Below are 19,649 nucleotides of genomic sequence, written 5' to 3'. Positions count from 1 at the left end.
TGTCGGTGTCAGTAGACGTCGCCGGGGCGGGAGACCGGCAGGGGGGTGTATCCGCCGGTGGGGGTGGCGAAGGGGCTGCGCCAGTCGCCGGTGCCCGCGTAGGGGTTCGGGTAGCCGCTGGAGTAGATGCCGATCAGGTCGGCGCGCCCGTCGCGGGGCGCGTGGTCGCCGGCGCCGATCAGTGTCGCGTACGCGTTCCAGCCGGCGCCGATGCGGGTGCGGGGTGCGAAGGTGCCGTCGCCCTTGCCGAGGTGGAGCCAGAGGACCCCGGTCCGGTCGCGGGCGAGGAGGTCGCCGTGGGCGGCGCCGCCGAGGTTCCCGGGGACGACCAGCTTGTTGTAGGGGCTCCAGCCTGCGCCGATCCGCTTGCGGGCGGCGAAGGGCTTGGTGGCGCTGCCCGTGCCGGGGTAGAGCCACAGCACGCCGGCCTTGTCCGTGGCGACCAGATCGTTGCGGCCGTCGCCGGTCAGGTCGGGGCCGGCCGCCAGCTGGTCGTAGATCTGCCAGCCGCCACCGATCCGGACGCGGGGCGCGAGTCCCTTGCCGTTGCCCTGGTGGAGCCAGAGGACGCCGGTCGTGTCGCGGGAGACCAGGTCGCCCGCGGGGGTGCCGCCGAGGTTGCCGGTGGCGGTGATCCGGTCGTACGCGTTCCACCCGGTGCCGAGCGGTGTCGGCGGCAGGGACGGCGGCCCGGGCTCCCGGAGGGTGTCCGTGAGGTACTGGCGCCCCTCGTACAGGCTGAGGCCGCCCTGCGCGTCGCGGACGAGGAGGTCGGGGGTGCCGTTGTCGTTGAAGTCGTGCGGCCGGACCTGCCGGGTGAGGGTGAAGGAGCCGGTGCGGACGACGTCGGGGCCGATGCCGTTGGCGGGCTGCGCCGTCATGGTCCACGTGTAGGCGCCGTTGACCGCGGGGGACCTGTCGTCGAAGGACCCGTCCCAGGTGAAGGTGAACGGTTCGGCCGGTGTGCGGGGCGCGAGCGCCGAGGTCCACGAACGTCCCGAGGCGGTGTGCCGGACGGTCAGGCTCACGTCGGCGTTGTGCCGGGCGAACGTCCACGAGGGCTTCAGCGATCCGCCCGCGCGGTCCAGGTCCACCGTTCCGGCCGGGGCGTTCTCGGTAGTGACGGCGAGGGCGGTCGGGATGCCGGTCGTCGCCAGGAGCGAGACGGCGGGCGGGGTTTCGGCGGTCGCGCCGGGCGAGATCCGGTACACGCCCTCGCCCCGGTCGAGCGTGCCGCCCGAGGCGAGCAGGGAACCGTCCGGGGCGGCGGCGAGGCCGGAGGCGTGCGCGAGGAGGGGGACGGTCTCGCCCGTCGTCAGCGAACGGGCCGTCACCTCGTGCAGGGGTGCGGTACGGGTCGACGCGCCGCCGCCGAGCGCGGTGTACACGACCCAGTCCCCGACGATCCGCACGGTCGTCCGGGCGTTCGTCTCCAGGTCGACCGGGCGCGGCAGGTCGGTGCGGGTGACCCGGGACCCGTCCCGCCGGACGCTCGCCAGCGTGGCGCCGTACTCCCCCAGTTCCAGCCAGGCGAGGTGGGTCGGGGACACGGCCGCGGGCTGGGGTCCGGTCTGGCCGTAGACGGGGTCGAACCTCTCCACCACCGACGCCGAGGCCACGTCCACGACGGCCAGCCTCTGGCCCCATACCCCGCCCACCAGGGAGTAGGAACGGACGAGGAAGGTGTCCGGCCCGGCGCTCTCCACGGCCACCAGCTCGTCCGCGGGGAGGCCGGGGACGGCGCGGTCGACGGTCCTGCCCTCGGCGTCCTTGCCGACGACGTGCAGCTCCCGTCCCGCGGGGGCGGCGGGGAACGTCCGGGTGACGAGCGAGGTGCCCTGGTGGAGCAGGGGCACGGGGGTGCCGGCGAGTTCGGTGGTGCTGTACGAGACGACCTCGCGGCCCGTCGTCATGTCGAGGTAGGTGCGCTTCGGCCCCTCGACCCGTACGACGAGGTCCGTGCCCTGGTTCGGCTCGTACCGTCCGGCCGGCAGCGGCGTCCGGGTCCCGTCGTACGCGACCCAGGTGTGGACGGTGGCGGTGCCCTCCGTGCGGATGGTCAGGAAGCCGGTCGGGCCGCTGGAGACGACGGTCGAGCCGGCGGGCAGGGAGAAGGCGGCGGCCGGGGCCTGCGCGGGCTTCGCGGCGGCGGGCGCCGGAGCGGTGCCGGCGGTGGTGACGCCGACGGTGGCGGTGCCGATGGCAGACGCCGGGGCGGTGGCGGTGGCGGGGCCGGTCGCGGCGAGGGCGACGGCCACCGCGACGGCGACGACCGTGCCGAGCCGACGACGGGTGGTGCGTCCCTGGAGCGGGAGGTTCACAGGGGTGGCTCTCCTTCTGGAGTGTGCGCTGCGGAAAGGGCGGTGGCGGGGCGTCAGTAGAGCTCGCCGCTCCAGTTCTCGAACCGGGGGAGGGTGATCCGGGCCGATCCGAGCGGAGTCCGCCACTGGCCCGTGCCCGGGTAGACGAGCATCAAGGGGTACTGGCCGACGACCTCCTTGAGCGCCATCAGGTCGTTGCGGCCGTCGCCGTCCACATCGCCCACGCCGACGACGCTCTTGAGCGCGCCCCAGCCGCCGCCGATCCGGGTGCGGGGAGCGAAGGTCCCGTCGCCCTTGCCGAGGTAGAGCCAGAGGACACCGGCCTTGTCACGGGCGACGAGGTCACCGGCCGGGCCGCCCGCCAGGTTCCCGGTGGCGGTCAGCTGGTTGTAGACGCCCCAGCCGCTGCCGATCCGCTTGCGGGGGGCGAAGGGCTTGGTGGCGCTGCCCGTGCCCGGGTAGAGCCACAGCACGCCGGCCTTGTCCGTGGCGACCAGATCGTTGCGGCCGTCGCCGGTCAGGTCGGAGCCGCCGGCGAGCCGGTCGTAGATCTGCCAGCCGCCGCCGACCCGGATCCGGGTCCCGAAGGGCGCCTTGGCGTCGCCCTTGCCCTCGAAGAGCCAGAGCGCCCCGGTCCTGTCCCGGGCGACGAGGTCGCTGTTGCGGGAGCCGCCGAGGTTCCCGGTCGCGGTGATCCGGTCGTACGTGTCCCAGCCGTAGCCGATCCGCGTCTCGAACGCGCTCTCGTAGCTGCCGAGACGGGTGATCTGCCCGGCGTCGTACAGCGAGAACCTGCTGTTCTCCCGGACGAGGACGTCCGGCGAGCCGTTGCCGTCGAAGTCGTGCGGCCGGGGCGCACGGGTGAGGGTGAAGGAGCCGGTCCGGACGACGGCGGGGCCGATGCCGTTGGCGGGCGTGGCCGTCATCGTCCAGGTGTAGGCGCCGTTGTAGGCCGGGTAGCCGTCGTCGAACGAGCCTTCCCAGGTGGCGGTGGGGTGGGTTCGTCCGCCGGGCCAGTAGGTGCGCGGTTCGGCGGTCCGGCCGGAGGCGGTGTGCGTCAGCTTCAGGGTCATGTCCGCGTTGGGGCGGCTGAGCGTCATGCCGGCCGTCAGCCGCCCGCCCGCGCGGTCGAAGTCGACGGTCCCGGTCGGCGGCGGGGCCTCCCCCTGCACGACCAGGGCGGTCGGCCGGCCGGAGCCGCGTACGAGGGTGGCGGCGGGCTTGCCGGTGGCCGCGTCCGGGGCGATCCGGTACAGGCCCTCGCCCTGTGCGAGGGTGCCGCCGAGGACGAGCAGGTTCCCGTCCTGGTCGTAGGCGGTCGACGACGCGTGGTCCAGGACCGCGAACGTCTCGCCGGTCGTCAGGGAGCGGGCGGTGAGCGCGTGGAGGGGATCGGCGCCCGTGTAGGCGGTGCCCCCGCCGGGCCGGGCGTACAGCGCCCAGCCGCCGAGCGGGCGGACCTCGACACCGCTCGCCTCGCCCGTGGTGGTGAGCGGGATCCGCTCGACGCCCTGCGTGCCGCGGAGCGCGAACGCCAGGACGGGGCTGTGGCTCCACTCGATCCACGCGAGGTGGTTCGTGGCCTGGGCGACGGAGCCGATGCGGGGCAACGAGTCGTCGACGGCGTCGTACGTCTCCGTCACCTCGCCGGTCGCCACGTCCACCACGCAGAGCCGCTGCGCGTAGGCGGGCGACTCGAGCCTGCCGTAGCCGATGACGATCCGGCCCGGCCCGGCGTCGTACAGGTCGTACTCCCACTGCCCGACCGGTGACGCGATCGGGCGGTCGACGGTCCGGCCGTTCTCCACGGAGACCAGGTGGTACGTCCACCGGCTGCCCTGGACGTAGCGGCTCATCACGAGCGTCGTCCCGATGACCCGGCGCAGGTGGTAGCGCTCGTCGGGGGTGCCGAGACCGGACGTGTCGATCACGACCGGCTCCGCCGCCCCGCTCATGTCGGTGAGCGTGTACACGTCCCCGTCCTTGGACGCGACCAGGTCCGAGCCCGTGCTGCCCCACTTGGGCCCGGCGGGGAGCGTGACGGTGGCGCCGCCCGCGTAGGGCGTCCAGCGGTGGACGGCGGTCTCCTGCTGCCAGCCGGTGCTGGTGAGCATGCCGGTCCGGCCGGCGCTGAGCAGCTTCGCGTCGTCGGGGATGTCGAGCGGCGCCTGCTCGTCCGCCGCCGCGGGAGCGGTGACGGCCCGAGGCCCGGCCTCCGTCCCGAGGGCCGGGGCCCCCGCTGCCGGGCCCGCCGCGAGGGCGGGGACGGTCAGGCCGCCGGCCGTCACCGCGAGGGCGACGGCGGCGGCGACGGCGAGGCGCCGACCGGCGGGGCTGTGGTGCTTCAAAGGGATTCCTCCCGAGTGCTGTGGTCGTGGCGTCCAGGCGCCACGACCACAGGACTCACGGCGGCCGTTCAAGGTTGTACGGACGTTCGTCGCTCCGACGTTCGGGAGCGTGGTCCGCCGCCCCGGACCGACGTTCGGAGCGTGGTCCGCCGCCCCGGACCGACGTTTCGGGAGCGTGGTCCGCCGCTCCGGCGACGTCCTGCTGCTGTGTCCGCCCAGGGCTCGCGGACCGCCTGCTCACCGCCCGCTCACGGCTCGCTCACCGCCCGCCCACGGTCCGCTCGCCCGTCCGTTGAGCGAGGGGACCGTCCCCGCCCGGCTCATTCCGACCAGGGCTGGAGCTTCTCCGGGTTGCGGACCGCCCAGATGTGCGTGATGCGGTCGTCCGCGAGGCCGAACGCCGCCACCGTCACGGTCGTGCAGCCGCGTCGGGCCACCAGGCCGGGACGGCCGTTGACCGAACGGACCTCGAGGGTCATGCCGGGCGCCATGTCGCCGATCGCGACGATGTAGCGGGCGATCTCCGCGGCACCGGTGATCGGACGGAGTGCCGCGCCGACCAGGCCGCCGCCGTCGACGACCACCGTGGCGTCGGGATTCAGCAGGCCGACGAGGGCCGCGATGTCCTGGGCCTCCCACGCCTGCTTGAAGTCCTTGATGACACGCGCCTGCAGACCGGTCGGCGGCTCCGGCGCCCGGGCCGCCCTGACGCGCCGGCGGGCCGACGAGGCGAGCTGTCGGCAGGCCGCGGGTGTGCGGCCGACGATGGTGGCCAGTTCGGTGAAGGGGTACCGGAAGACGTCGTGCAGGATGAACGCGACCCGCTCGGCCGGGGTCATGGATTCGAGGACGACGAGGAAGGCCATGTCGACCGACTCGTCGAGGGCGATCCGGTCGGCGGGGTCGGTACCGCCGCCGCCCGGACGGCCGTTCAGCCACTCCGTCGTGTCGGGCAACGGCTCCGGAACCCATTCGCCCACATAGCGCTCGCGCCGAGCCCGCGCCGAGCCGAGGACGTCCAGGCAGATACGGCCGACCACCGTCGTCAGCCAGGCGCCGGGCGCCTCGACGGCCTCCTGCTGCGGGCCGGACATCGCGTACCAGCGGGCGAAGGCCTCCTGGACGGCGTCCTCCGCCTCCGCCAGGGAGCCGAGCAGCCGGTAGGCGACATTGATCAACTGCCGGTACTCGCCCTCGGGTCGGGCGGGTACGGGCACGAGCCCGCGGTCCGGTTCCGTACGACTGACGCTCATGGTGGTGGTGTCCCCCCTCGTTCGATCCGCGCTCGCCATGATCGGTGAGACGCGCATCACTCCGTAACCCCGGTCCAGCGCCTCACATTCTCGGGGGCTGCGTCGTCGGACTGCCGAGAGAGCGACCGGCAGCGGAAGGACGGGATCATCATGGCCACGCGGACGACAGCGGGGACGGCGGCGGCGTCGACAGCGGACACGGCGGCGGCGGGGCGGGGCGACGGCCGGTTCGCGGGGTTCGTGCGCGTCTCCGTCGCCCTGCAGACGGCAAGCATCTTCTTCCAGGCCGTCACGGCCGGAATGGCGCTGACCTCAGAGGTCGGATCGACCGTGCACGACCTCGGATCCAAGGGCACGTACGCGATGTCGATGCTGTACCTGCTCGCCGCGATCCTGGCGTGGCGGCCGGGCGGGGGCCCGGCCCGGCCGGCCCTCCACGCGACCGGCTTCCTGCTCCTGGGGACCCTGCAGGTGGTGATGGGGGTCAATCACGTGATGGAGGTTCATGTTCCGCTGGGCGTGCTCATGTTCGGCCTGAGCGTGCTCGATCTGGGGCGGGTCCTGTTCCAGCGGATGCGCCCGACGGCGGAGGCCGCCTACGCGGACTCTCCCTCCTGAGCCGGGGCCGCCCGCACGACGGCCGCGGCAGCCCGCGCCGCGGCCGTCACCGGATCGGTGCTGCGGGCGGCACGGCCCAGCATGAACGCGCCCTCCAGCAGGGCGATCACCGAGCTCGCCGTCTCGTGCGCCGCGGGCTCGGTGACGCCTCCGGCCCGGTAGAAGGCGGCGAGGCCGTCCGTCCAGCTCGTCGGGGCGGTGTGGCGGGACGCAAGGTCGCCGGGACGGAGGATCACAGGCCGCTACACCGCCCCGAGCCTCGCCGCGCCGAAGGAGACGTCGAAGCGGTCGCACCAGACGGTGACGCTGGAGTAGTCGGCGACGTCCACTCCCGCCGGCACCGGGTAGTTCTGGTCACCCTTGTTGCCCTTGAGCCTGCCGAGGCTGACGTACCTGCCGTCGTCGAAGACCCGCCAGCCGGCCGTGCCCTCCTTCACCGGGGCGTCGGTCAGCCAGACGCGCAGGTCGGGGCCGTTGCTGGTGTCGAGGTCCTCCAGGCGGAGGACGTGCGAGCCGTCGGGAAGGCGGACGAGCCTGGCCGTACCCGTGGTCGCGTGCTCGTGGCTGATCAGGTCGCCCCGGGCGACCTCCTTCGGGTCGCCCGGGCGCGCGGACCCGGCCGGGGTCCCCGACACGGTCGGCTTCGCCGCGCCCCCCGGGGCAGCCGTGGCGGACGGGTTCGGCGGCGCGGTCGGGAACGCCTCGTGCACCGTGTCGTCCTGCCACAGCTTCCACGGCTGGAACCAGTACACCCCCGCGCCCAGCACCGCCGTCAGCGCCACCAGACCGGCTGCGAGCAGCCGCCGGCGCCCGCGCCGACGCGTCCGCCCAGGATCGTTCCCCGTGCCGCCTGCCACCGTCCGTACCTCTTCCTCTCGGGATGCCCCATCTTCCTTCCCCCGTCATGCACATGCGGCGCGGACTCCTCGTACCGGAGCGATCGGCTCGCGAAGACCGGCCGCATTCGTCAGGAATCGAGAAGCGGGGGCGTGAGCGCCCAACTAGCTTGTGGGCATGGACCTCACCATTCACACCACCGTCCTCCCGCACGAGGATCCCGACGCCTCCCTCGCCTTCTACCGCGACGCCCTCGGCTTCGAGGTGCGCAGCGACGTCGGCCAGGGCAGGACCCGCTGGATCACCGTCGGACCCGTCGGACAGCCCGGTACGTCGATCCTGCTCGCGCCGCCCGGCGCCGACCCGGGGATCACCGAGGCCGAGCGGCGCACCATCGCCGAGATGATGGCCAAGGGCACCTACGGCTGGATCCTGCTCGCCACCCCCGACCTCGACGCCACCTTCGAGAAGGTGCAGGCCGGGGACGTCGAGGTGGTCCAGGAGCCCACCGACCAGCCGTACGGCGTGCGGGACTGCGCCTTCCGCGATCCCGCGGGCAACCTCGTCCGCGTCCAGCAACTGCGCTGAAAGGATTCCCCTCATGTGTCATCCTGCGTGGATGAGCGCACTGACCGAGGCGCAGCGCCTGAGTGATCTGGCGCGGTTGCGCCGCGTTCGCGACCGGATCGACCGGGAGTACGCACAGCCGCTGGACGTCGAGGCGCTCGCCCGCGGGGTGCACATGTCCGCCGGGCACCTCAGCCGCCAGTTCAAGCAGGCGTACGGCGAGGCCCCGTACTCCTACCTCATGACGCGGCGCATCGAGCGGGCCATGGCACTGCTCCAGCGGGGCGACCTCAGCGTCACCGACGTCTGCTTCACGGTCGGCTGCTCCTCCCTCGGCACCTTCAGCACCCGCTTCACCGAGCTCGTCGGCGTGTCGCCCAGCGTCTACAAGCGCCAGGTCGCCGACGGCGAGGCCGGCCTGCCCTCGTGCGTGGCGAAGCAGGTCACCCGACCGGTCAGGAATCGAGAAGCACCGGTGACGGCCCCGCAACTAGCGTGATTCTCATGAACGCCATCGCCTCCGTCACCCTCGAGGTGGCCGATCTCCCGGCCGCCGACCGCTTCTACGCCGCCGCCGGTCTCGGCGCCCATGTGAGCCTGCGGGCCTCCGACGCGCCGACCACCGGGTTCCGCGGCTTCTCGCTCTCCCTCACGGTGGACCGGCCGGCCGACGTCCGGCACTTCGTCGACGCGGCCCTGGCCGCCGGCGCCACCTCGCTCAAGCCCGCGTCGAAGTCCTTCTGGGGCTACGGCGGCGTCTTCCGGGCCCCGGACGGGACCATCTGGAAGGTCGCGACGTCGAACAAGAAGGACACCGGTCCGGCCACCGGCCGCGTCGACTCCTTCGTCCTCCTCGTCGGAGCCGCGGACGTCGCCGCCAGCAGGGCGTTCTACGTCGAGCACGGCCTCACCGTCGGGAAGAGCTTCGGCCGCAAGTACGTCGAGTTCGCCGCCGCCGAGGGCAGCCCGGTCAAGCTCGCCCTGTACGGGCGCCGCGCCCTCGCGAAGGACGTCGGCGTCCCCGTCGACGGCGAAGGGTCCCACCGGATCGTGCTCGGCGGCGAGGGAACCGGCGCCTTCACCGACCCGGACGGGTTCACCTGGGAGCCCGCTCCCGTGACCGCCGCGTCCTGACCCCGCGTCCTGACCCCGTCCCCGCACACCCCGGCCCCTTACCCCGACCCCTTACCCCGGCCCCGTGCCCCGGCAGGTCCGAAACCCCACCCCTCCCGTACGCAGTAGCCATCCCCAGCCAGCCTTGTGAGAGGAACCCCGTCATGTCGAACACGCGGTCGTCCACCAAGAGCACCAGCACCGGCACCAGCGCCGCCAAGGGCAAGAGCGAAGCGAAGTACGACGGCTTCACCGAGGAGGAGCGCGACGCGATGAAGGAGCGCGCCACGGAGCTCAAGAGCACCGCGCGGCGCGGCTCGCGCTCGGCCAAGGCCGACGGGGAGGCCGATGTCCTGGCGAAGATCGCCGAGATGACGGACACCGACCGGGTCCTCGCCGAGCGGCTCCACGCGATCGTCAAGGAGCACGCGCCGGACCTGGCGCCGAAGACCTGGTACGGCATGCCCGCGTACGCCAGGGACGGGAAGGTCGTCTGCTTCTTCCAGAGCGCGCAGAAGTTCAAGAGCCGCTACGCCACGCTCGGCTTCAGCGACCTCGCTCAGCTCGACGAGGGCACCATGTGGGCGACCAGCTACGCCCTGACCGAGCTCACCGTCGCCGACGAGACCCGGATCGCCGCGCTCATCACGCAGGCCGCCGGCTGACACCACCGGCGGGGCCGGACGGCTCCGGGCGCACCCCGTTGCGCCCTTCGCCCCCGATACCGCCGTAGCCCCCCGGTCAGCGGTTCGGCGTCGGGGTCGCGCGGGTCACGCGCAGGCGGTACGTGGCCGCCGCCAGCCAGCACAGGCCCAGGGCCGCGCCGGCCGTGAACGCCGTCACCGTGACGGCGGAGGCCGCGAAGCCGGCGAGCACCAGGGCCGGAGCGATACGGGAGGTCAGTGCCCGGACGCGGTCGCCGCGGGCGGCGAACGTACGGGCCAGGACCAGGAAGGCCACGCACAGGGCGAGGTGGCCGACCATGCCGGCGAGCATGTGGACGGCGCCGTGCGTGCTGAGCGTGGACGTCTCGGGGGCGCCCGCGGGGAACCCGGCCCCGGCGTCGGCGGGGAAGACCGCGGCGGCCGCGAACGAGGCGCCGAAGACACCGGTCGGCACCGGGACCCAGGTGGCACCCGGGCCGCCCGCCAGCGTGCGGCGCAGGCCGATCGCGCCGGCGCCGATCAGGACGGCGGCCAGCAGGAAGTTCGCCGTCTGGATCCACCCCGCGTCGCCCAGGGCGAGCTGACTGAGCGCGTTGCGGCCGAAGGAGAAGCCGTCCCGTGTGAGCCCCTGGGCCACGCCCACGGCGAGGAACAGCGGGCCCCCGACGATCCCGCCGAGCAGCAGGCGACGGGCGCCCGCCCCGGAGGTGGAACGGGCGGCGCGGACAGGGGTGTTGAGCGTGGCGGTCATGGTCGGGCCTTCCTCGGGCAGGGGAGTCGGTCGCTCCGGTGTCACTGTCACGACCGGCCCGAGGGCAGCCGGTCATCGACCGGCCCGTGTGACCTGAGCCACACCGCCGACGCCTCCCCGGACCCCCTGCACCCCGTGCTCCGCGCGGGCAGATTTCCGAGATCGTCCCGTGAGAATTCGCAGCTACGCGCGGTGAAAATTTGTCATGTAAACACACGGGATGCGACGGGGAGAAATCTTCACCCCGCACGCTCCGCCCCATCGTGCTACTGTCGATATCAGTTGCAGTTGTGGGTCCCGAACGTACGAGTGCCCTTCCGGTTTTTCCGGCGCTGGGCACCCTTTTTCATTTCCGGGCTTTTTCCGGACGGGGCGATCATCGCAGCGACACGGAGCACACACAGTGTGGGCTCCGAGCACTGCCCCGAAGGAGAATTTGGCATGGCGACTGGCACCGTGAAGTGGTTCAACTCGGAAAAGGGCTTCGGCTTCATCGAGCAGGACGGTGGCGGCCCCGACGTCTTCGCCCACTACTCGAACATCGCGTCCTCTGGCTTCCGTGAGCTGCAGGAAGGCCAGAAGGTGAGCTTCGACATCGCGCAGGGCCAGAAGGGCCCGACCGCCGAGAACATCGTCCCCGCCTGACACCCGGCGCTGACGCGTAGTACAAGCTGACGAGCTGAGGCCCGCACCTTTGGGGTGCGGGCCTCAGCTCTTTGCAACCCGGAGAACCCCGGTACCTCAGTACCGTGAAGTACCTCGTAGAACCGCTTCGTACCCTTCAGTACCCCTCATCGGCTGCGGGAATTTCCTGGCCGGCCCCCTTCTGGACCACTTCTCCGCAGGAGTCACCATGCGCTGTGTCATCGCCCGCTTCCCGTTCGAGCTGACCAAAGCCGGCGTGCTCGAATCCATGAAGGGTGTCAAGCCCGAGCCCGCCATCGGCGACGTCGTCGTCATCGGGCGGCGCCAGTACCCCGTGAAGCAGGTCGGCGAGGTCGTCACCCGCCAGGACCGCCGTGACTTCAGCGCCGGCGAGGTCGTGCGGGCCATGACGAAGCTCGGCTTCACCTGCCTCACGGTCACCGCCGAGGAGCAGGCCTCGCCCTCCGAGACGACCTTCTGACCGGTCGACGACTCCGAACGGTCGGCGACTCCGAACGGTCGGCGACTCCGATCGGTCGGCGACTCCGAACGGTCGGCGACTCCGATCGGCCGACGACTCTGATCGGTCAGTGACCGGTCAATGACCGATCAGTGATCGAAGTAGCTGAAGTCGCCCACCGTCCAGGCGCTGACGTCCTCGAGGGCGACCCGGTACATGCCGCCGGTCTCCGGGATGCCCACCGTGCCCTGGAGGATCCGGGCGAGGTGGAAGTGCAGGTGGGTGGGTGGCCCGTCCGCGCGTTCGGAGGGGCTGAAGATGCCGGAGAACTCCCCCAGGCGGGCGGAGTCCGTCAGGACCTCCGACACGCGCTGTCGCCACAGGGCTTCCGGGGCCAGTCGACCGGTGAGGACCACACCCCCCACGACCACCGTCATGGACATCTGATTGCTCTGCCCGGACTCCACCGTGGCGGCAATGTCAACGAGCAGCTCGTCAGGCTTCGACATGGAAGTCCATTCTAGGCGGCACGCCGGCCCCACGGCCGTACCGCGGTCGGACCTGGGCAGCACACCGACCGGATCCAGGCAGGACCGCGACCGGATCCAGGCAGGACCGCGACCGGATCCGGGCAGGACCGCAGTCGTGACCGCCTCCGCCCGGCCGCCCGCTACAGCGGCGCCGTGTCGTCCGCCGGGAACTCCGGGCCGTGGCCCGGGACGATCACGTCGGCCGTGGCCAGGACGCGGAGGCGGGAGTCCTTGAGGACCGTGTGGTCGGGGGCCACCGGGTCCTCCACCGGGCCGTTCGGCCGCCACCACAGGTCGCCCACGAAGGCGACGACGCCCGTGTCGGTGCCGGCGAGCAGGGTGATGTCCTCGGGGCTGTGGCCGGGGGTTCGGATCAGCCGCAGCGACGGGGCCAGCTCATGGCCCTCCGCGTCGCGGTCGGTCCACTGGTCGTTCTCGTAGATCGCCTTGTGGTCGTGGACGCGGGCCCGGCCGAAGAGACCGACGTTCATGGTGTTGTCGGGATGGTGGTGGCTGAGCACCACGTCGGTGATGTCGTCCGGCCCCAGGCCGAGTTCGGCGAGCGGGCCGAGGATCCGGTCACGGCTCGCCACCATGCCGGGGTCGACGATCACATGCCGGTCGCCGTCCCGCACGTACGAGACGGTGGCGGCGACCCCGGGGCCCGTGGAGAGCGTGTATCCGGTGGTCAGGATCGTGTAGGTGGCGGTGCGGGCGCTCGGTGCGTCGTGGTTCGTCATGCCCCCAAGTCTTCTGCGTGGCACGCATCTTCACGAGTGGCCGTACTGCCACCGATCGCGGGAATCGTGCCAGACTCGGCCCATGCCGCCCTTCGTCACCGTCGCCGCCTACGCCCCGCACAGGGTCGGCATGCTCGGCGCGGGCATCGTCTCCGAGGTGTTCGACGCGCGCGGCGGGGGCCTTCCCCTCTTCGACTTCGCACTCTGCACCGACCGGCCGGGAAACGTCCGCACCGACGTCGGGCTGCCCCTCGTGGTCGAGCACGGTCTCGACCGGCTGGCCGCCGCCGACCTCGTGATCGCCCTGCCCTGGGCCGAGTTCCGTACGCCCCCGGGGCCCGCCGTGCTCGACGCGCTCACCGCCGCCCACGCGCGCGGGGCACTCGTCGCGGCCCACTGCGTCGGCGCGTTCGCGCTCGCCGCGGCCGGGCTGCTCGACGGGCGGCGGGCCACCACGCACTGGCGGTTCGCCGGACTCCTGGCCGAACGCCACCCGGACGTCACCGTCGAACCCGACGCCCTCTACGTCGACCAGGGCCCCATCGTCACGGGCGCGGGCGCCGCCGCCGGCTTCGACCTCTGCCTGCACCTGCTGCGCCGGGAGTACGGGGCCACCACGGCCAATGCCATCGCCCGGGACCTGGTGCTCCCCTCCCACCGGGACGGCGGCCAGGCCCAGTACCTCGCCACGCCCGTACCCGAGGACAGCCGGGACGACCGGCTCACCGATGTCCTCGCCTGGGCCCGGGAGCACCTCCACGAGCCGCTTCCCGTCGCCGAGCTGGCCCGCCGGGCGCTGATGAGCCGCCGCTCCTTCGCGCGCCGCTTCGCCGCCTCCACGGGCACCACCCCGCACGCATGGCTGCTCTCCCTGCGGTTGAGCCGGGCCGAGGAGCTCCTGGAGACCACGGACCTGCCGGTCGAGGAGATCGCCCGCGCGGTCGGCTTCGGGAGCGCTGCGGTGCTCCGCGCGCAGTTCGTCCGCCGCCGTGGTGTCCCGCCCCGGTCGTACCGCCGTTCCTTCACCCGTACGCCCACCGTCTGAGGCTCGTACGCCACCGTCGAGGCTCTCGTACGCCCATCGTCCGGGGGTTCAGACGAGGGCCGCGGCCGTCAGGGCCAGGGCCGAGCCGGCGAAGACCACTGTGTGGCGGACGTTCTGGAGGGTGCGGGTCCAGGCGGGGAGGGCGCCCTCGGCGGCCGCGAGGAAGGCGGGGACGTCGACCCGGAGGAGCTCGGGGGCGCCCTTGCGCCGGAAGGCGGCGCGGACGGACTTCACGGCGCCGAGCCGGCTCTGCAGGACCGCGATGTCGGCGAGGAAGGCGATCGGGGGAAGACCCAGGTGAGGGTGGTTCCCCAGGGGCTGCCCAGCAGGTTGAGGACGGCGGCGGTCAGCGACGCGGCGGCGAAGGCGCCGGGCGCCCACCACTCGTGGCCGCTCGCGTCGAAGCGGAGCCTGTTCTCCTCCAGGACTGCCGGGCGGACGCCCTGGCGCTCCAGCTCGGTGACGGCGGCGGCCTTCGCGACGGCGCGAGCTGACGACTGCCGGGCTGAGAGGTGACGGGCTGACGACTGCCGGGCTGACGGCTGCCGGGCTGACGGCTGCCGGACCGGCGAGCTGACGGACTGACGGACCGACGAGCGGGGGCCTGACGGACCGACGGGTGCCGGACCCGGTGCGCCCGGTGCGCCCGCGCCCCTGGGTCCCCCGTCCGGACGCCCTCCGCTTGTGGGAGACCGCCGCACGACCGAATTTGGGCTCATCGTGCGAGCAGAGGGAAGGCGCCCATGAGCAGCATCGACACACCGGCCGACGTCCCCAGACCGCGGGCGGCGACGCGGCCCGCACCCACCACCCTCACCTGGGTGACGCTCGCCCTGATGACCACCGCGTCGGTGGCGAGTCTGCGGGCCGCGCCCACCATGGCCGTCTACGGCCTGGCCTGCGTGTTCCTCTACCTCGTCCCGGCGATCGTGTTCCTGCTGCCGACCGCCCTGGTCTCCGCGGAGCTCGCCTCCGGCTGGAACGGCGGCGTGTACCGGTGGGTCTCCGAGGGGCTGTCGAAGCCGCTCGGATTCCTTGCCGTGTGGTGCCAGTTCGCGATGACGATCTTCTACTACCCGAGTCTCCTCGGGTTCGTCGCGTCCACCATCGCCTACATCATCGATCCAGCGCTCGCCAACAGCGGCCCGTACACCGCGATCGTCATCGTGGTCCTCTACTGGTCGGGCGTGTGGGTCTCCTCGCGCGGCACGAAGGCGCTGGCCGGACTCGCCAGCTGGGGCCTGATCATCGGCACCCTGATCCCCGGCACCGTGCTGGTCGTCCTCGGCATGGTCTTCCTCGGCCAGGGCAACGCCTCGGCGGCCCCCATGAACGCCTCGCACCTGCTCCCGCAGTGGACGGGCCTCGCCAGCCTCGTGCTGATCGTCAACAACTTCCTGTCGTACTCCGGCATGGAGATGAACGCCGTGCACGTCTCCTCGCTCAAGGACCCGCCGAGGGAGTACCCCAAGTCGATGTTCCTGGCGATGGGCCTGGTGCTGCTGATCTTCATCCTGCCGGCGCTCGCCATCAGCTGGGTCGTCCCCGCCGACCAGCTCAGCCTCACGGCCGGCGTGATGCAGGCCTTCGACGCCTTCTTCTCGTACTTCAACATCGGCTGGCTCACCCCGATCGCCGCCGTCGCGCTGATCTCCGCGTCCCTGGGCGGCATGCTGACCTGGCTGGCGGGACCGTCCAAGGGCCTGCTCGAGATCTCCCGCCAGGAGGGCTACCTGCCGCCGTTCCTGCAGAAGCTGAACAGGTTCGGCATCCAGCAGAACATCCTGGTCACCCAGGGCGTCGTCACCACGGTCATCGCCCTCGGGTACGCGCTGATCCCGAACGTCTCCAGCGTCTACTGGATCTTCTCGGTCATCACCACGCAGGTGTACCTGATCGTCTACCTGCTGATGTTCGCCGCCGCGATGCGGCTGCGGAAGACCCAGCCCGACCATCCCCGCGGCTACCGCGCCCCCGCGCTCGGCGTCCTGTGCGTCGTCGGTCTGCTCGCCTCGCTCGCCGCCCTGTGCATCGGCTTCGTCCCGAGCTCGCAGTTCGGCAGCGGAAGCGTCTGGGCGTACGTCGCCATCGTCGGCGGCGGCCTCGTCATCCTGGGCTTCGTGATCCCCTGGGCCTTCCTCAAGTTCCGCAAGCCGAGCTGGAAGACGGCCCCCGCCACCACCTCCGAGGGAGAGCAGGCATGAGTCCCACCCGCTTCGCCTCCGAGCACAAATGGGTCTACTGGGGTGCGATCGTGATCCTCGTCGGCCTCGTCATCACCGGCCTGGTCCGGTACGAGGCGGTGAAGACGAACAACGAGACCGCGTCCAAGGCCAACCAGCTCCAGGACGAGCTGGTGAAGGCCGGATACCCGGCCCCCGACACCGAGACCCTCGAACTGGTCCTCGGCACCGACGGCGGCCCGGTCTGCGAGGATCCGGGCAACGCCCTCAAGACGGCGCTGTGGAAGATCCAGCAGGGGAACGGCGCCACCGGCCCCGGGATGCGTCCCGTCATCACCGATTCCAAGGCCGTCGAGGTCGAGCGGATCGTCCTCCAGGTCTACTGCCCGGACGAGGTCGACGACTTCGTGGACTCCCTGAACGACCTCAAGACCGACGACACCGTCCGTCGGTGAGGTGCGGGGCCCGACTCGACCTGATTCAGACAGCGACCGCCCGGGGCCGGGGGGGGGTGCCCCCCCCCGCCCCCTGACCCTGGCGATTCTGTCCGCGCTCAAGTGCGTTTTGCCTTCCGTCCAAACTCCCAAGGCGGCCTCCTTTCAGGGGGTGGCGGGCCCACCCCAACCCGCCCTCCCCCCCCCCCCCCCGGGGGGGGGGGGGGCCCCCCCCCCCCCCCCCCGGGCCGTGCGCGATCATGCCGTCATGAAGCTGCGCTGCGCCGTACTCGACGACTACCAGGGCGTCGCCCTGACCTCAGCCGACTGGAGCCCGCTCGCCGACCGCGTCGACGTACGCGTCCTGCGCGAGCACCTCACCGACCGGGACGCGCTCGTCGCCGCCGTCGAGGACTGCGAGATCCTCGTCGTCATGCGGGAACGGACCCCCGTCGACGCCGCGCTCCTGGCCCGGCTCCCCCGGCTCCGGCTCCTGATCACCTCCGGGATGCGCAACGCCTCCGTCGACGTCGCCGCCGCACGCGCGCGCGGGGTCACCGTCTGCGGCACCGCGAGCAGTTCCGAGCCGCCCACCGAACTCACCTGGGCCCTCCTCCTCGGCCTGGCCCGCCACGTACCGGCCGAGGCGCGGGCACTGCGCGAGGGCGGGCCCTGGCAGTCCACCGTCGGCGCCGACCTGGCGGGCCGGACCCTCGGTCTCGTCGGGCTCGGCAAGATCGGTGCCCGGATGGCGCGGATCGGCCTCGCCTTCGGGATGGACGTGCGCGCGTGGAGCCCGAACCTGACGGAGGAGCGGGCCGCCGAGCACGGCGTACGGTGCGCGAAGGACAAGCGGGAGCTGTTCACGGACAGCGACTTCGTCTCGCTCCACATGGTGCTCTCGGACCGGACCCGCGGGCTGGTCGGTGAGCCCGAGCTGCGGGCGATGCGCCCGCACGCGTACCTCGTCAACAGCTCCCGGGCCGGGCTCGTCGACGGCGGTGCGCTGCTGCGGGCACTGCGCGAGGGGTGGATCGCGGGGGCCGGGCTCGATGTCTTCGAGACGGAGCCGCTGCCCGCGGACGATCCGCTGCGGTCCCTGCCGAACGTGCTCGCGCTGCCGCACCTCGGCTATGTGACGGAGGGGAACTACGGGCGGTACTTCGGGCAGGCGGTGGAGGACATCGAGGCGTTCCTGGCGGGTGCGCCGGTACGCGAGTTGGGCTGAGCCGGGCGGGCGGTCGGGGCGGGCGGACCGGCGGTGATTCGGGCCGGGCGGGCTCGGCGGTGATTCGGGCCGGCTCGGGCCGGTCCGGGGCAGGCCGGTCCGGGGCGGTCCGGGGCAGGGCGGTCCGGGGCAGGGCGGTCCGGGGCAGGGCGGTCTGGGGCAGGGCGGTCCGGGGCGGTCCGGGCCTCTCGTCACGCCGGGCCCGCCCGCGCGGTGCCGTGGCCTAGGCCAGGCTCGTCCGTGCCAGTTCCAGGAACTCCTCGTCCGTCAGGCCCAGTTCGCGGGCGTCCGTCACCGCCTCGCGGAGCCGGGAGACCAGGCGGGCGCGGTCGGGGGCGGTGGCGCCGGGGACGATGAGGGCGCCGCGGCCCCGGCGGAGTTCGATCAGTCCCTCCTCGCGGAGCCGCTGATAGCCGCGGAGGACGGTGTGGACGTTGACGCCGAGGGAGTCGGCGAGTTCCCGGGCGGCCGGGAGGCGCTCGCCGGGTGCGGCGGAGCCGTCGGCGAGGGCGCCCCGGACACAGGCGGCGATCTGGTCGCCGAGGGGCACGGCGGAGGCCGGGTCGACACGGAAGAGCACGGTCAGACCTTCCCATGCCGTGCGGCGAGCGCGTTGAGGAGGGCGGCGGCGGTGTGCGCGTCGGGCACGGTGACCGCGAACTCGCGCCCGCTGTTCCGCCGTACGACGAGGGCCTCGCCGGAGTGCAGGACCACGCCCGTTCGGCCGGCGCGGACCCGGTAGCCCCAGCCGCCGTAGTCGGCGAGCACCGCGGCGGTGTCGAGCTCCCGGACGCTCGCGCCCGCGACCTCGTCGAGCGGCACGCGCACGCGTGGCCGGGAGACGAACGAGGGCCGGACGGTGACACCGCGCCGGTCGACGGTGACCCGGACCCGGGCGAGGGCCAGCCCCGGCACGCCGACGACCAGTCCGAGGAGCGCGAGCAGGGCGCCTGGCCAGGGCGCGAGGACCAGGCCGACCGGGACGGCGACGAGAGCGAGCGCCGCGAGGACGGTCAGCGGCCGGGAGGAGGTGGCACGGGTCCAGCCGGCGACCTCGCTCGCGCCGAGCGTCAGCCGGGGTGCGTCGGGCTCGCCCTCGGGGACATCCGCTCCTTCCCGGGCCGGTACGAGGCGGGTCAGCGCCCAGCCCGCCAGTGCGCAGAGGGCGGCGGCGGCCGCGCCGAGCGCCAGGTCGGTGAGCGGGGAGACGACCCGGGACGGGTCGACGGCGTCCAGGTTGTCCCGCACGAGGAGGGCGAGCAGCGTTACGGCGAAGCCTGCCGTCGCCCATGCGCCCCAGAGCGCGGTGCGGCGGACGAGCGCCGTCCAGCCGGTGCCGAGTCCGACGAGCAGGGCGACGCTGATGACGGTGAACGCGGTGCGGCCGGTGAAGCCGTCGGCGCGGCCGCCGTCGCCTCCGGAGAAGTGGGTGGCGAGGGTGTCGGGGATCCGGTCGTCCCAGACGGCGAGCAGCGTCAGGTGGGCGACGAGGGCGAGGACGAACGGAAAGGCGGCGAGCGCGCGGAGGCGGCGTGCGCCCGGAGTCGGCGGGGTGGCGGGTGATGCCGGAGTCGCGGGTATGCCGGGTGTGCTGGGCGTGGCAGGTGTGGACGGCCTGGCTCGGTTCATGAGAAACCCTCCCTTGTTCGCATCAGGATAGAACAACTTGTTCGCACTTCGCTAGAACAACTCGTCTCTTCTTCCGGATGCGAACCCCGCAGACGCTCCGCGGCTCGGTGGCCGACCCGCAGAACCCGGTCGAGCGGGGACGCGGAAACGCCGACGCGGGGGGGGGGGGGGGGGGGGGGGGGGGGAAGGGAGGGGGGGGGGGGGGGGGGGGTGGTGGGGGGGGGGGGCGGCGGGGGGGGGGGCCCACTTCCAAGAAAAAACGCTCGTGGGTGTGTAAGGGGT

The 19,649-nt window shown here is 72.9% G+C and carries 22 protein-coding genes; 11 read left to right on the top strand and 11 right to left on the bottom strand.

The window, feature by feature from the left end; all coding sequences use genetic code 11:
- Window positions 1-8 precede the first annotated feature (8 nt).
- The 3 genes from ACZ4XX_RS02560 to sigJ form a co-directional block, all read right to left on the bottom strand.
- Window positions 9-2,321, bottom strand: coding sequence for a hypothetical protein (locus tag ACZ4XX_RS02560; RefSeq protein WP_468506169.1), 2,313 nt, complete (start codon window positions 2,319-2,321; stop codon window positions 9-11).
- Window positions 2,322-2,374: 53 nt separating this feature from the next.
- Window positions 2,375-4,669 (bottom strand): FG-GAP-like repeat-containing protein, encoded by a 2,295-nt coding sequence (locus ACZ4XX_RS02555; RefSeq protein ID WP_468506168.1) that lies wholly within the window; start codon window positions 4,667-4,669, stop codon window positions 2,375-2,377.
- Between the two features lie 320 nt (window positions 4,670-4,989).
- Entirely contained in the window at window positions 4,990-5,922 is a 933-nt protein-coding gene (gene sigJ / locus ACZ4XX_RS02550; RefSeq protein ID WP_468506167.1) for an RNA polymerase sigma factor SigJ, read from the bottom strand.
- Between the two features lie 150 nt (window positions 5,923-6,072).
- Here sigJ and ACZ4XX_RS02545 point away from each other — a divergent pair, with 150 nt between their 5' ends.
- Window positions 6,073-6,540: a hypothetical protein gene (locus ACZ4XX_RS02545; RefSeq protein WP_468506166.1), complete on the top strand. Its 468-nt coding sequence runs from the start codon at window positions 6,073-6,075 to the stop codon at window positions 6,538-6,540.
- On the opposite strand, the gene ACZ4XX_RS02540 is transcribed toward ACZ4XX_RS02545, so the two are convergent.
- Complete coding sequence (locus ACZ4XX_RS02540) at window positions 6,519-6,776, bottom strand: LmrA/YxaF family transcription factor (RefSeq protein ID WP_468506165.1); 258 nt, start codon at window positions 6,774-6,776, stop codon at window positions 6,519-6,521. The genes ACZ4XX_RS02545 and ACZ4XX_RS02540 overlap by 22 nt on opposite strands.
- Before the next feature lie 6 nt (window positions 6,777-6,782).
- Window positions 6,783-7,397, bottom strand: a complete 615-nt coding sequence (locus tag ACZ4XX_RS02535; RefSeq protein WP_468506164.1) for a DM13 domain-containing protein — start codon at window positions 7,395-7,397, stop codon at window positions 6,783-6,785.
- 157 nt (window positions 7,398-7,554) lie between these two features.
- On the opposite strand from ACZ4XX_RS02535, the gene ACZ4XX_RS02530 reads away from it, so the two are divergent.
- The 4 genes from ACZ4XX_RS02530 to ACZ4XX_RS02515 all read left to right on the top strand — a co-directional run bounded on the left by ACZ4XX_RS02530 (window position 7,555) and on the right by ACZ4XX_RS02515 (window position 9,722).
- Complete coding sequence (locus ACZ4XX_RS02530; protein WP_468506163.1) at window positions 7,555-7,965, top strand: VOC family protein; 411 nt, start codon at window positions 7,555-7,557, stop codon at window positions 7,963-7,965.
- Window positions 7,966-7,996: 31 nt separating this feature from the next.
- Window positions 7,997-8,443, top strand: a complete 447-nt coding sequence (locus ACZ4XX_RS02525; protein WP_468506162.1) for a helix-turn-helix transcriptional regulator — start codon at window positions 7,997-7,999, stop codon at window positions 8,441-8,443.
- A gap of 5 nt (window positions 8,444-8,448) precedes the next feature.
- A complete protein-coding gene (locus ACZ4XX_RS02520) occupies window positions 8,449-9,078 on the top strand; it encodes a glyoxalase (protein ID WP_468506161.1) in 630 nt (209 codons plus the stop codon).
- Between the two features lie 143 nt (window positions 9,079-9,221).
- Entirely contained in the window at window positions 9,222-9,722 is a 501-nt protein-coding gene (locus tag ACZ4XX_RS02515; protein WP_468506160.1) for an iron chaperone, read from the top strand.
- A 76-nt stretch (window positions 9,723-9,798) separates the two neighbouring features.
- Here ACZ4XX_RS02515 and ACZ4XX_RS02510 read toward each other — a convergent pair whose 3' ends face one another.
- Complete coding sequence (locus tag ACZ4XX_RS02510) at window positions 9,799-10,473, bottom strand: DUF998 domain-containing protein (protein WP_468506159.1); 675 nt, start codon at window positions 10,471-10,473, stop codon at window positions 9,799-9,801.
- A 441-nt stretch (window positions 10,474-10,914) separates the two neighbouring features.
- Between ACZ4XX_RS02510 and ACZ4XX_RS02505 the strand changes: the two genes are divergently transcribed.
- Window positions 10,915-11,118: a cold-shock protein gene (locus ACZ4XX_RS02505; protein ID WP_055598357.1), complete on the top strand. Its 204-nt coding sequence runs from the start codon at window positions 10,915-10,917 to the stop codon at window positions 11,116-11,118.
- A 208-nt stretch (window positions 11,119-11,326) separates the two neighbouring features.
- Window positions 11,327-11,599 (top strand): SCO5918 family protein, encoded by a 273-nt coding sequence (locus ACZ4XX_RS02500; RefSeq protein WP_383856918.1) that lies wholly within the window; start codon window positions 11,327-11,329, stop codon window positions 11,597-11,599.
- 128 nt (window positions 11,600-11,727) lie between these two features.
- On the opposite strand, the gene ACZ4XX_RS02495 is transcribed toward ACZ4XX_RS02500, so the two are convergent.
- Both ACZ4XX_RS02495 and ACZ4XX_RS02490 read right to left on the bottom strand, forming a co-directional pair.
- Window positions 11,728-12,087, bottom strand: a complete 360-nt coding sequence (locus ACZ4XX_RS02495; protein WP_468506158.1) for a hypothetical protein — start codon at window positions 12,085-12,087, stop codon at window positions 11,728-11,730.
- A 161-nt stretch (window positions 12,088-12,248) separates the two neighbouring features.
- A complete protein-coding gene (locus ACZ4XX_RS02490) occupies window positions 12,249-12,848 on the bottom strand; it encodes an MBL fold metallo-hydrolase (RefSeq protein ID WP_468506157.1) in 600 nt (199 codons plus the stop codon).
- 82 nt (window positions 12,849-12,930) lie between these two features.
- On the opposite strand from ACZ4XX_RS02490, the gene ACZ4XX_RS02485 reads away from it, so the two are divergent.
- Window positions 12,931-13,893: a GlxA family transcriptional regulator gene (locus ACZ4XX_RS02485; protein WP_468506156.1), complete on the top strand. Its 963-nt coding sequence runs from the start codon at window positions 12,931-12,933 to the stop codon at window positions 13,891-13,893.
- A gap of 48 nt (window positions 13,894-13,941) precedes the next feature.
- Here the strand turns inward: ACZ4XX_RS02485 and ACZ4XX_RS02480 are convergent, their stop codons facing one another.
- On the bottom strand, window positions 13,942-14,127 hold the full coding sequence (locus ACZ4XX_RS02480) for a hypothetical protein (protein ID WP_468506155.1): 186 nt from the start codon (window positions 14,125-14,127) through the stop codon (window positions 13,942-13,944).
- A gap of 509 nt (window positions 14,128-14,636) precedes the next feature.
- On the opposite strand from ACZ4XX_RS02480, the gene ACZ4XX_RS02475 reads away from it, so the two are divergent.
- The 3 genes from ACZ4XX_RS02475 (at window position 14,637) to ACZ4XX_RS02465 (ending at window position 17,738) form a co-directional block, all read left to right on the top strand.
- The gene (locus tag ACZ4XX_RS02475; RefSeq protein WP_468506154.1) at window positions 14,637-16,097 is read left to right on the top strand and encodes an APC family permease; all 1,461 of its coding nucleotides are present in this window, start codon (window positions 14,637-14,639) and stop codon (window positions 16,095-16,097) included.
- On the top strand, window positions 16,094-16,531 hold the full coding sequence (locus ACZ4XX_RS02470) for a hypothetical protein (protein ID WP_468506153.1): 438 nt from the start codon (window positions 16,094-16,096) through the stop codon (window positions 16,529-16,531). Before ACZ4XX_RS02475 ends, ACZ4XX_RS02470 begins: the two co-directional genes overlap by 4 nt.
- Window positions 16,532-16,778: 247 nt before the next feature.
- Window positions 16,779-17,738 (top strand): D-2-hydroxyacid dehydrogenase family protein, encoded by a 960-nt coding sequence (locus ACZ4XX_RS02465; RefSeq protein ID WP_468506152.1) that lies wholly within the window; start codon window positions 16,779-16,781, stop codon window positions 17,736-17,738.
- Between the two features lie 223 nt (window positions 17,739-17,961).
- Here the strand turns inward: ACZ4XX_RS02465 and ACZ4XX_RS02460 are convergent, their stop codons facing one another.
- Together ACZ4XX_RS02460 and ACZ4XX_RS02455 are read right to left on the bottom strand one after the other, a co-directional pair.
- Window positions 17,962-18,318, bottom strand: coding sequence for a GntR family transcriptional regulator (locus ACZ4XX_RS02460; protein ID WP_468506151.1), 357 nt, complete (start codon window positions 18,316-18,318; stop codon window positions 17,962-17,964).
- 2 nt (window positions 18,319-18,320) lie between these two features.
- On the bottom strand, window positions 18,321-19,367 hold the full coding sequence (locus ACZ4XX_RS02455) for a hypothetical protein (RefSeq protein ID WP_468506150.1): 1,047 nt from the start codon (window positions 19,365-19,367) through the stop codon (window positions 18,321-18,323).
- Window positions 19,368-19,649 lie beyond the last annotated feature (282 nt).

The organism is Streptomyces sp. NPDC029956 (assembly GCF_055574655.1).
This window is presented reverse-complemented; position numbering and strand designations above follow the sequence as displayed.

Excerpts from the sequence above, each read along its gene's own strand:
- ACZ4XX_RS02490 (WP_468506157.1), bottom strand. The coding sequence starts at position 12,848 with ATGACGAACCACGACGCACCGAGCGCCCGCACCGCCACCTACACGATC.
- ACZ4XX_RS02500 (WP_383856918.1), top strand. The coding sequence starts at position 11,327 with ATGCGCTGTGTCATCGCCCGCTTCCCGTTCGAGCTGACCAAAGCCGGC.
- ACZ4XX_RS02510 (WP_468506159.1), bottom strand. The coding sequence starts at position 10,473 with ATGACCGCCACGCTCAACACCCCTGTCCGCGCCGCCCGTTCCACCTCC.
- ACZ4XX_RS02520 (WP_468506161.1), top strand. The coding sequence starts at position 8,449 with ATGAACGCCATCGCCTCCGTCACCCTCGAGGTGGCCGATCTCCCGGCC.
- ACZ4XX_RS02545 (WP_468506166.1), top strand. The coding sequence starts at position 6,073 with ATGGCCACGCGGACGACAGCGGGGACGGCGGCGGCGTCGACAGCGGAC.
- sigJ (WP_468506167.1), bottom strand. The coding sequence starts at position 5,922 with ATGAGCGTCAGTCGTACGGAACCGGACCGCGGGCTCGTGCCCGTACCC.
- ACZ4XX_RS02505 (WP_055598357.1), top strand. The coding sequence starts at position 10,915 with ATGGCGACTGGCACCGTGAAGTGGTTCAACTCGGAAAAGGGCTTCGGC.
- ACZ4XX_RS02530 (WP_468506163.1), top strand. The coding sequence starts at position 7,555 with ATGGACCTCACCATTCACACCACCGTCCTCCCGCACGAGGATCCCGAC.
- ACZ4XX_RS02465 (WP_468506152.1), top strand. The coding sequence starts at position 16,779 with ATGAAGCTGCGCTGCGCCGTACTCGACGACTACCAGGGCGTCGCCCTG.
- ACZ4XX_RS02485 (WP_468506156.1), top strand. The coding sequence starts at position 12,931 with ATGCCGCCCTTCGTCACCGTCGCCGCCTACGCCCCGCACAGGGTCGGC.
- ACZ4XX_RS02495 (WP_468506158.1), bottom strand. The coding sequence starts at position 12,087 with ATGTCGAAGCCTGACGAGCTGCTCGTTGACATTGCCGCCACGGTGGAG.
- ACZ4XX_RS02515 (WP_468506160.1), top strand. The coding sequence starts at position 9,222 with ATGTCGAACACGCGGTCGTCCACCAAGAGCACCAGCACCGGCACCAGC.
- ACZ4XX_RS02455 (WP_468506150.1), bottom strand. The coding sequence starts at position 19,367 with ATGAACCGAGCCAGGCCGTCCACACCTGCCACGCCCAGCACACCCGGC.
- ACZ4XX_RS02475 (WP_468506154.1), top strand. The coding sequence starts at position 14,637 with ATGAGCAGCATCGACACACCGGCCGACGTCCCCAGACCGCGGGCGGCG.
- ACZ4XX_RS02525 (WP_468506162.1), top strand. The coding sequence starts at position 7,997 with ATGAGCGCACTGACCGAGGCGCAGCGCCTGAGTGATCTGGCGCGGTTG.
- ACZ4XX_RS02470 (WP_468506153.1), top strand. The coding sequence starts at position 16,094 with ATGAGTCCCACCCGCTTCGCCTCCGAGCACAAATGGGTCTACTGGGGT.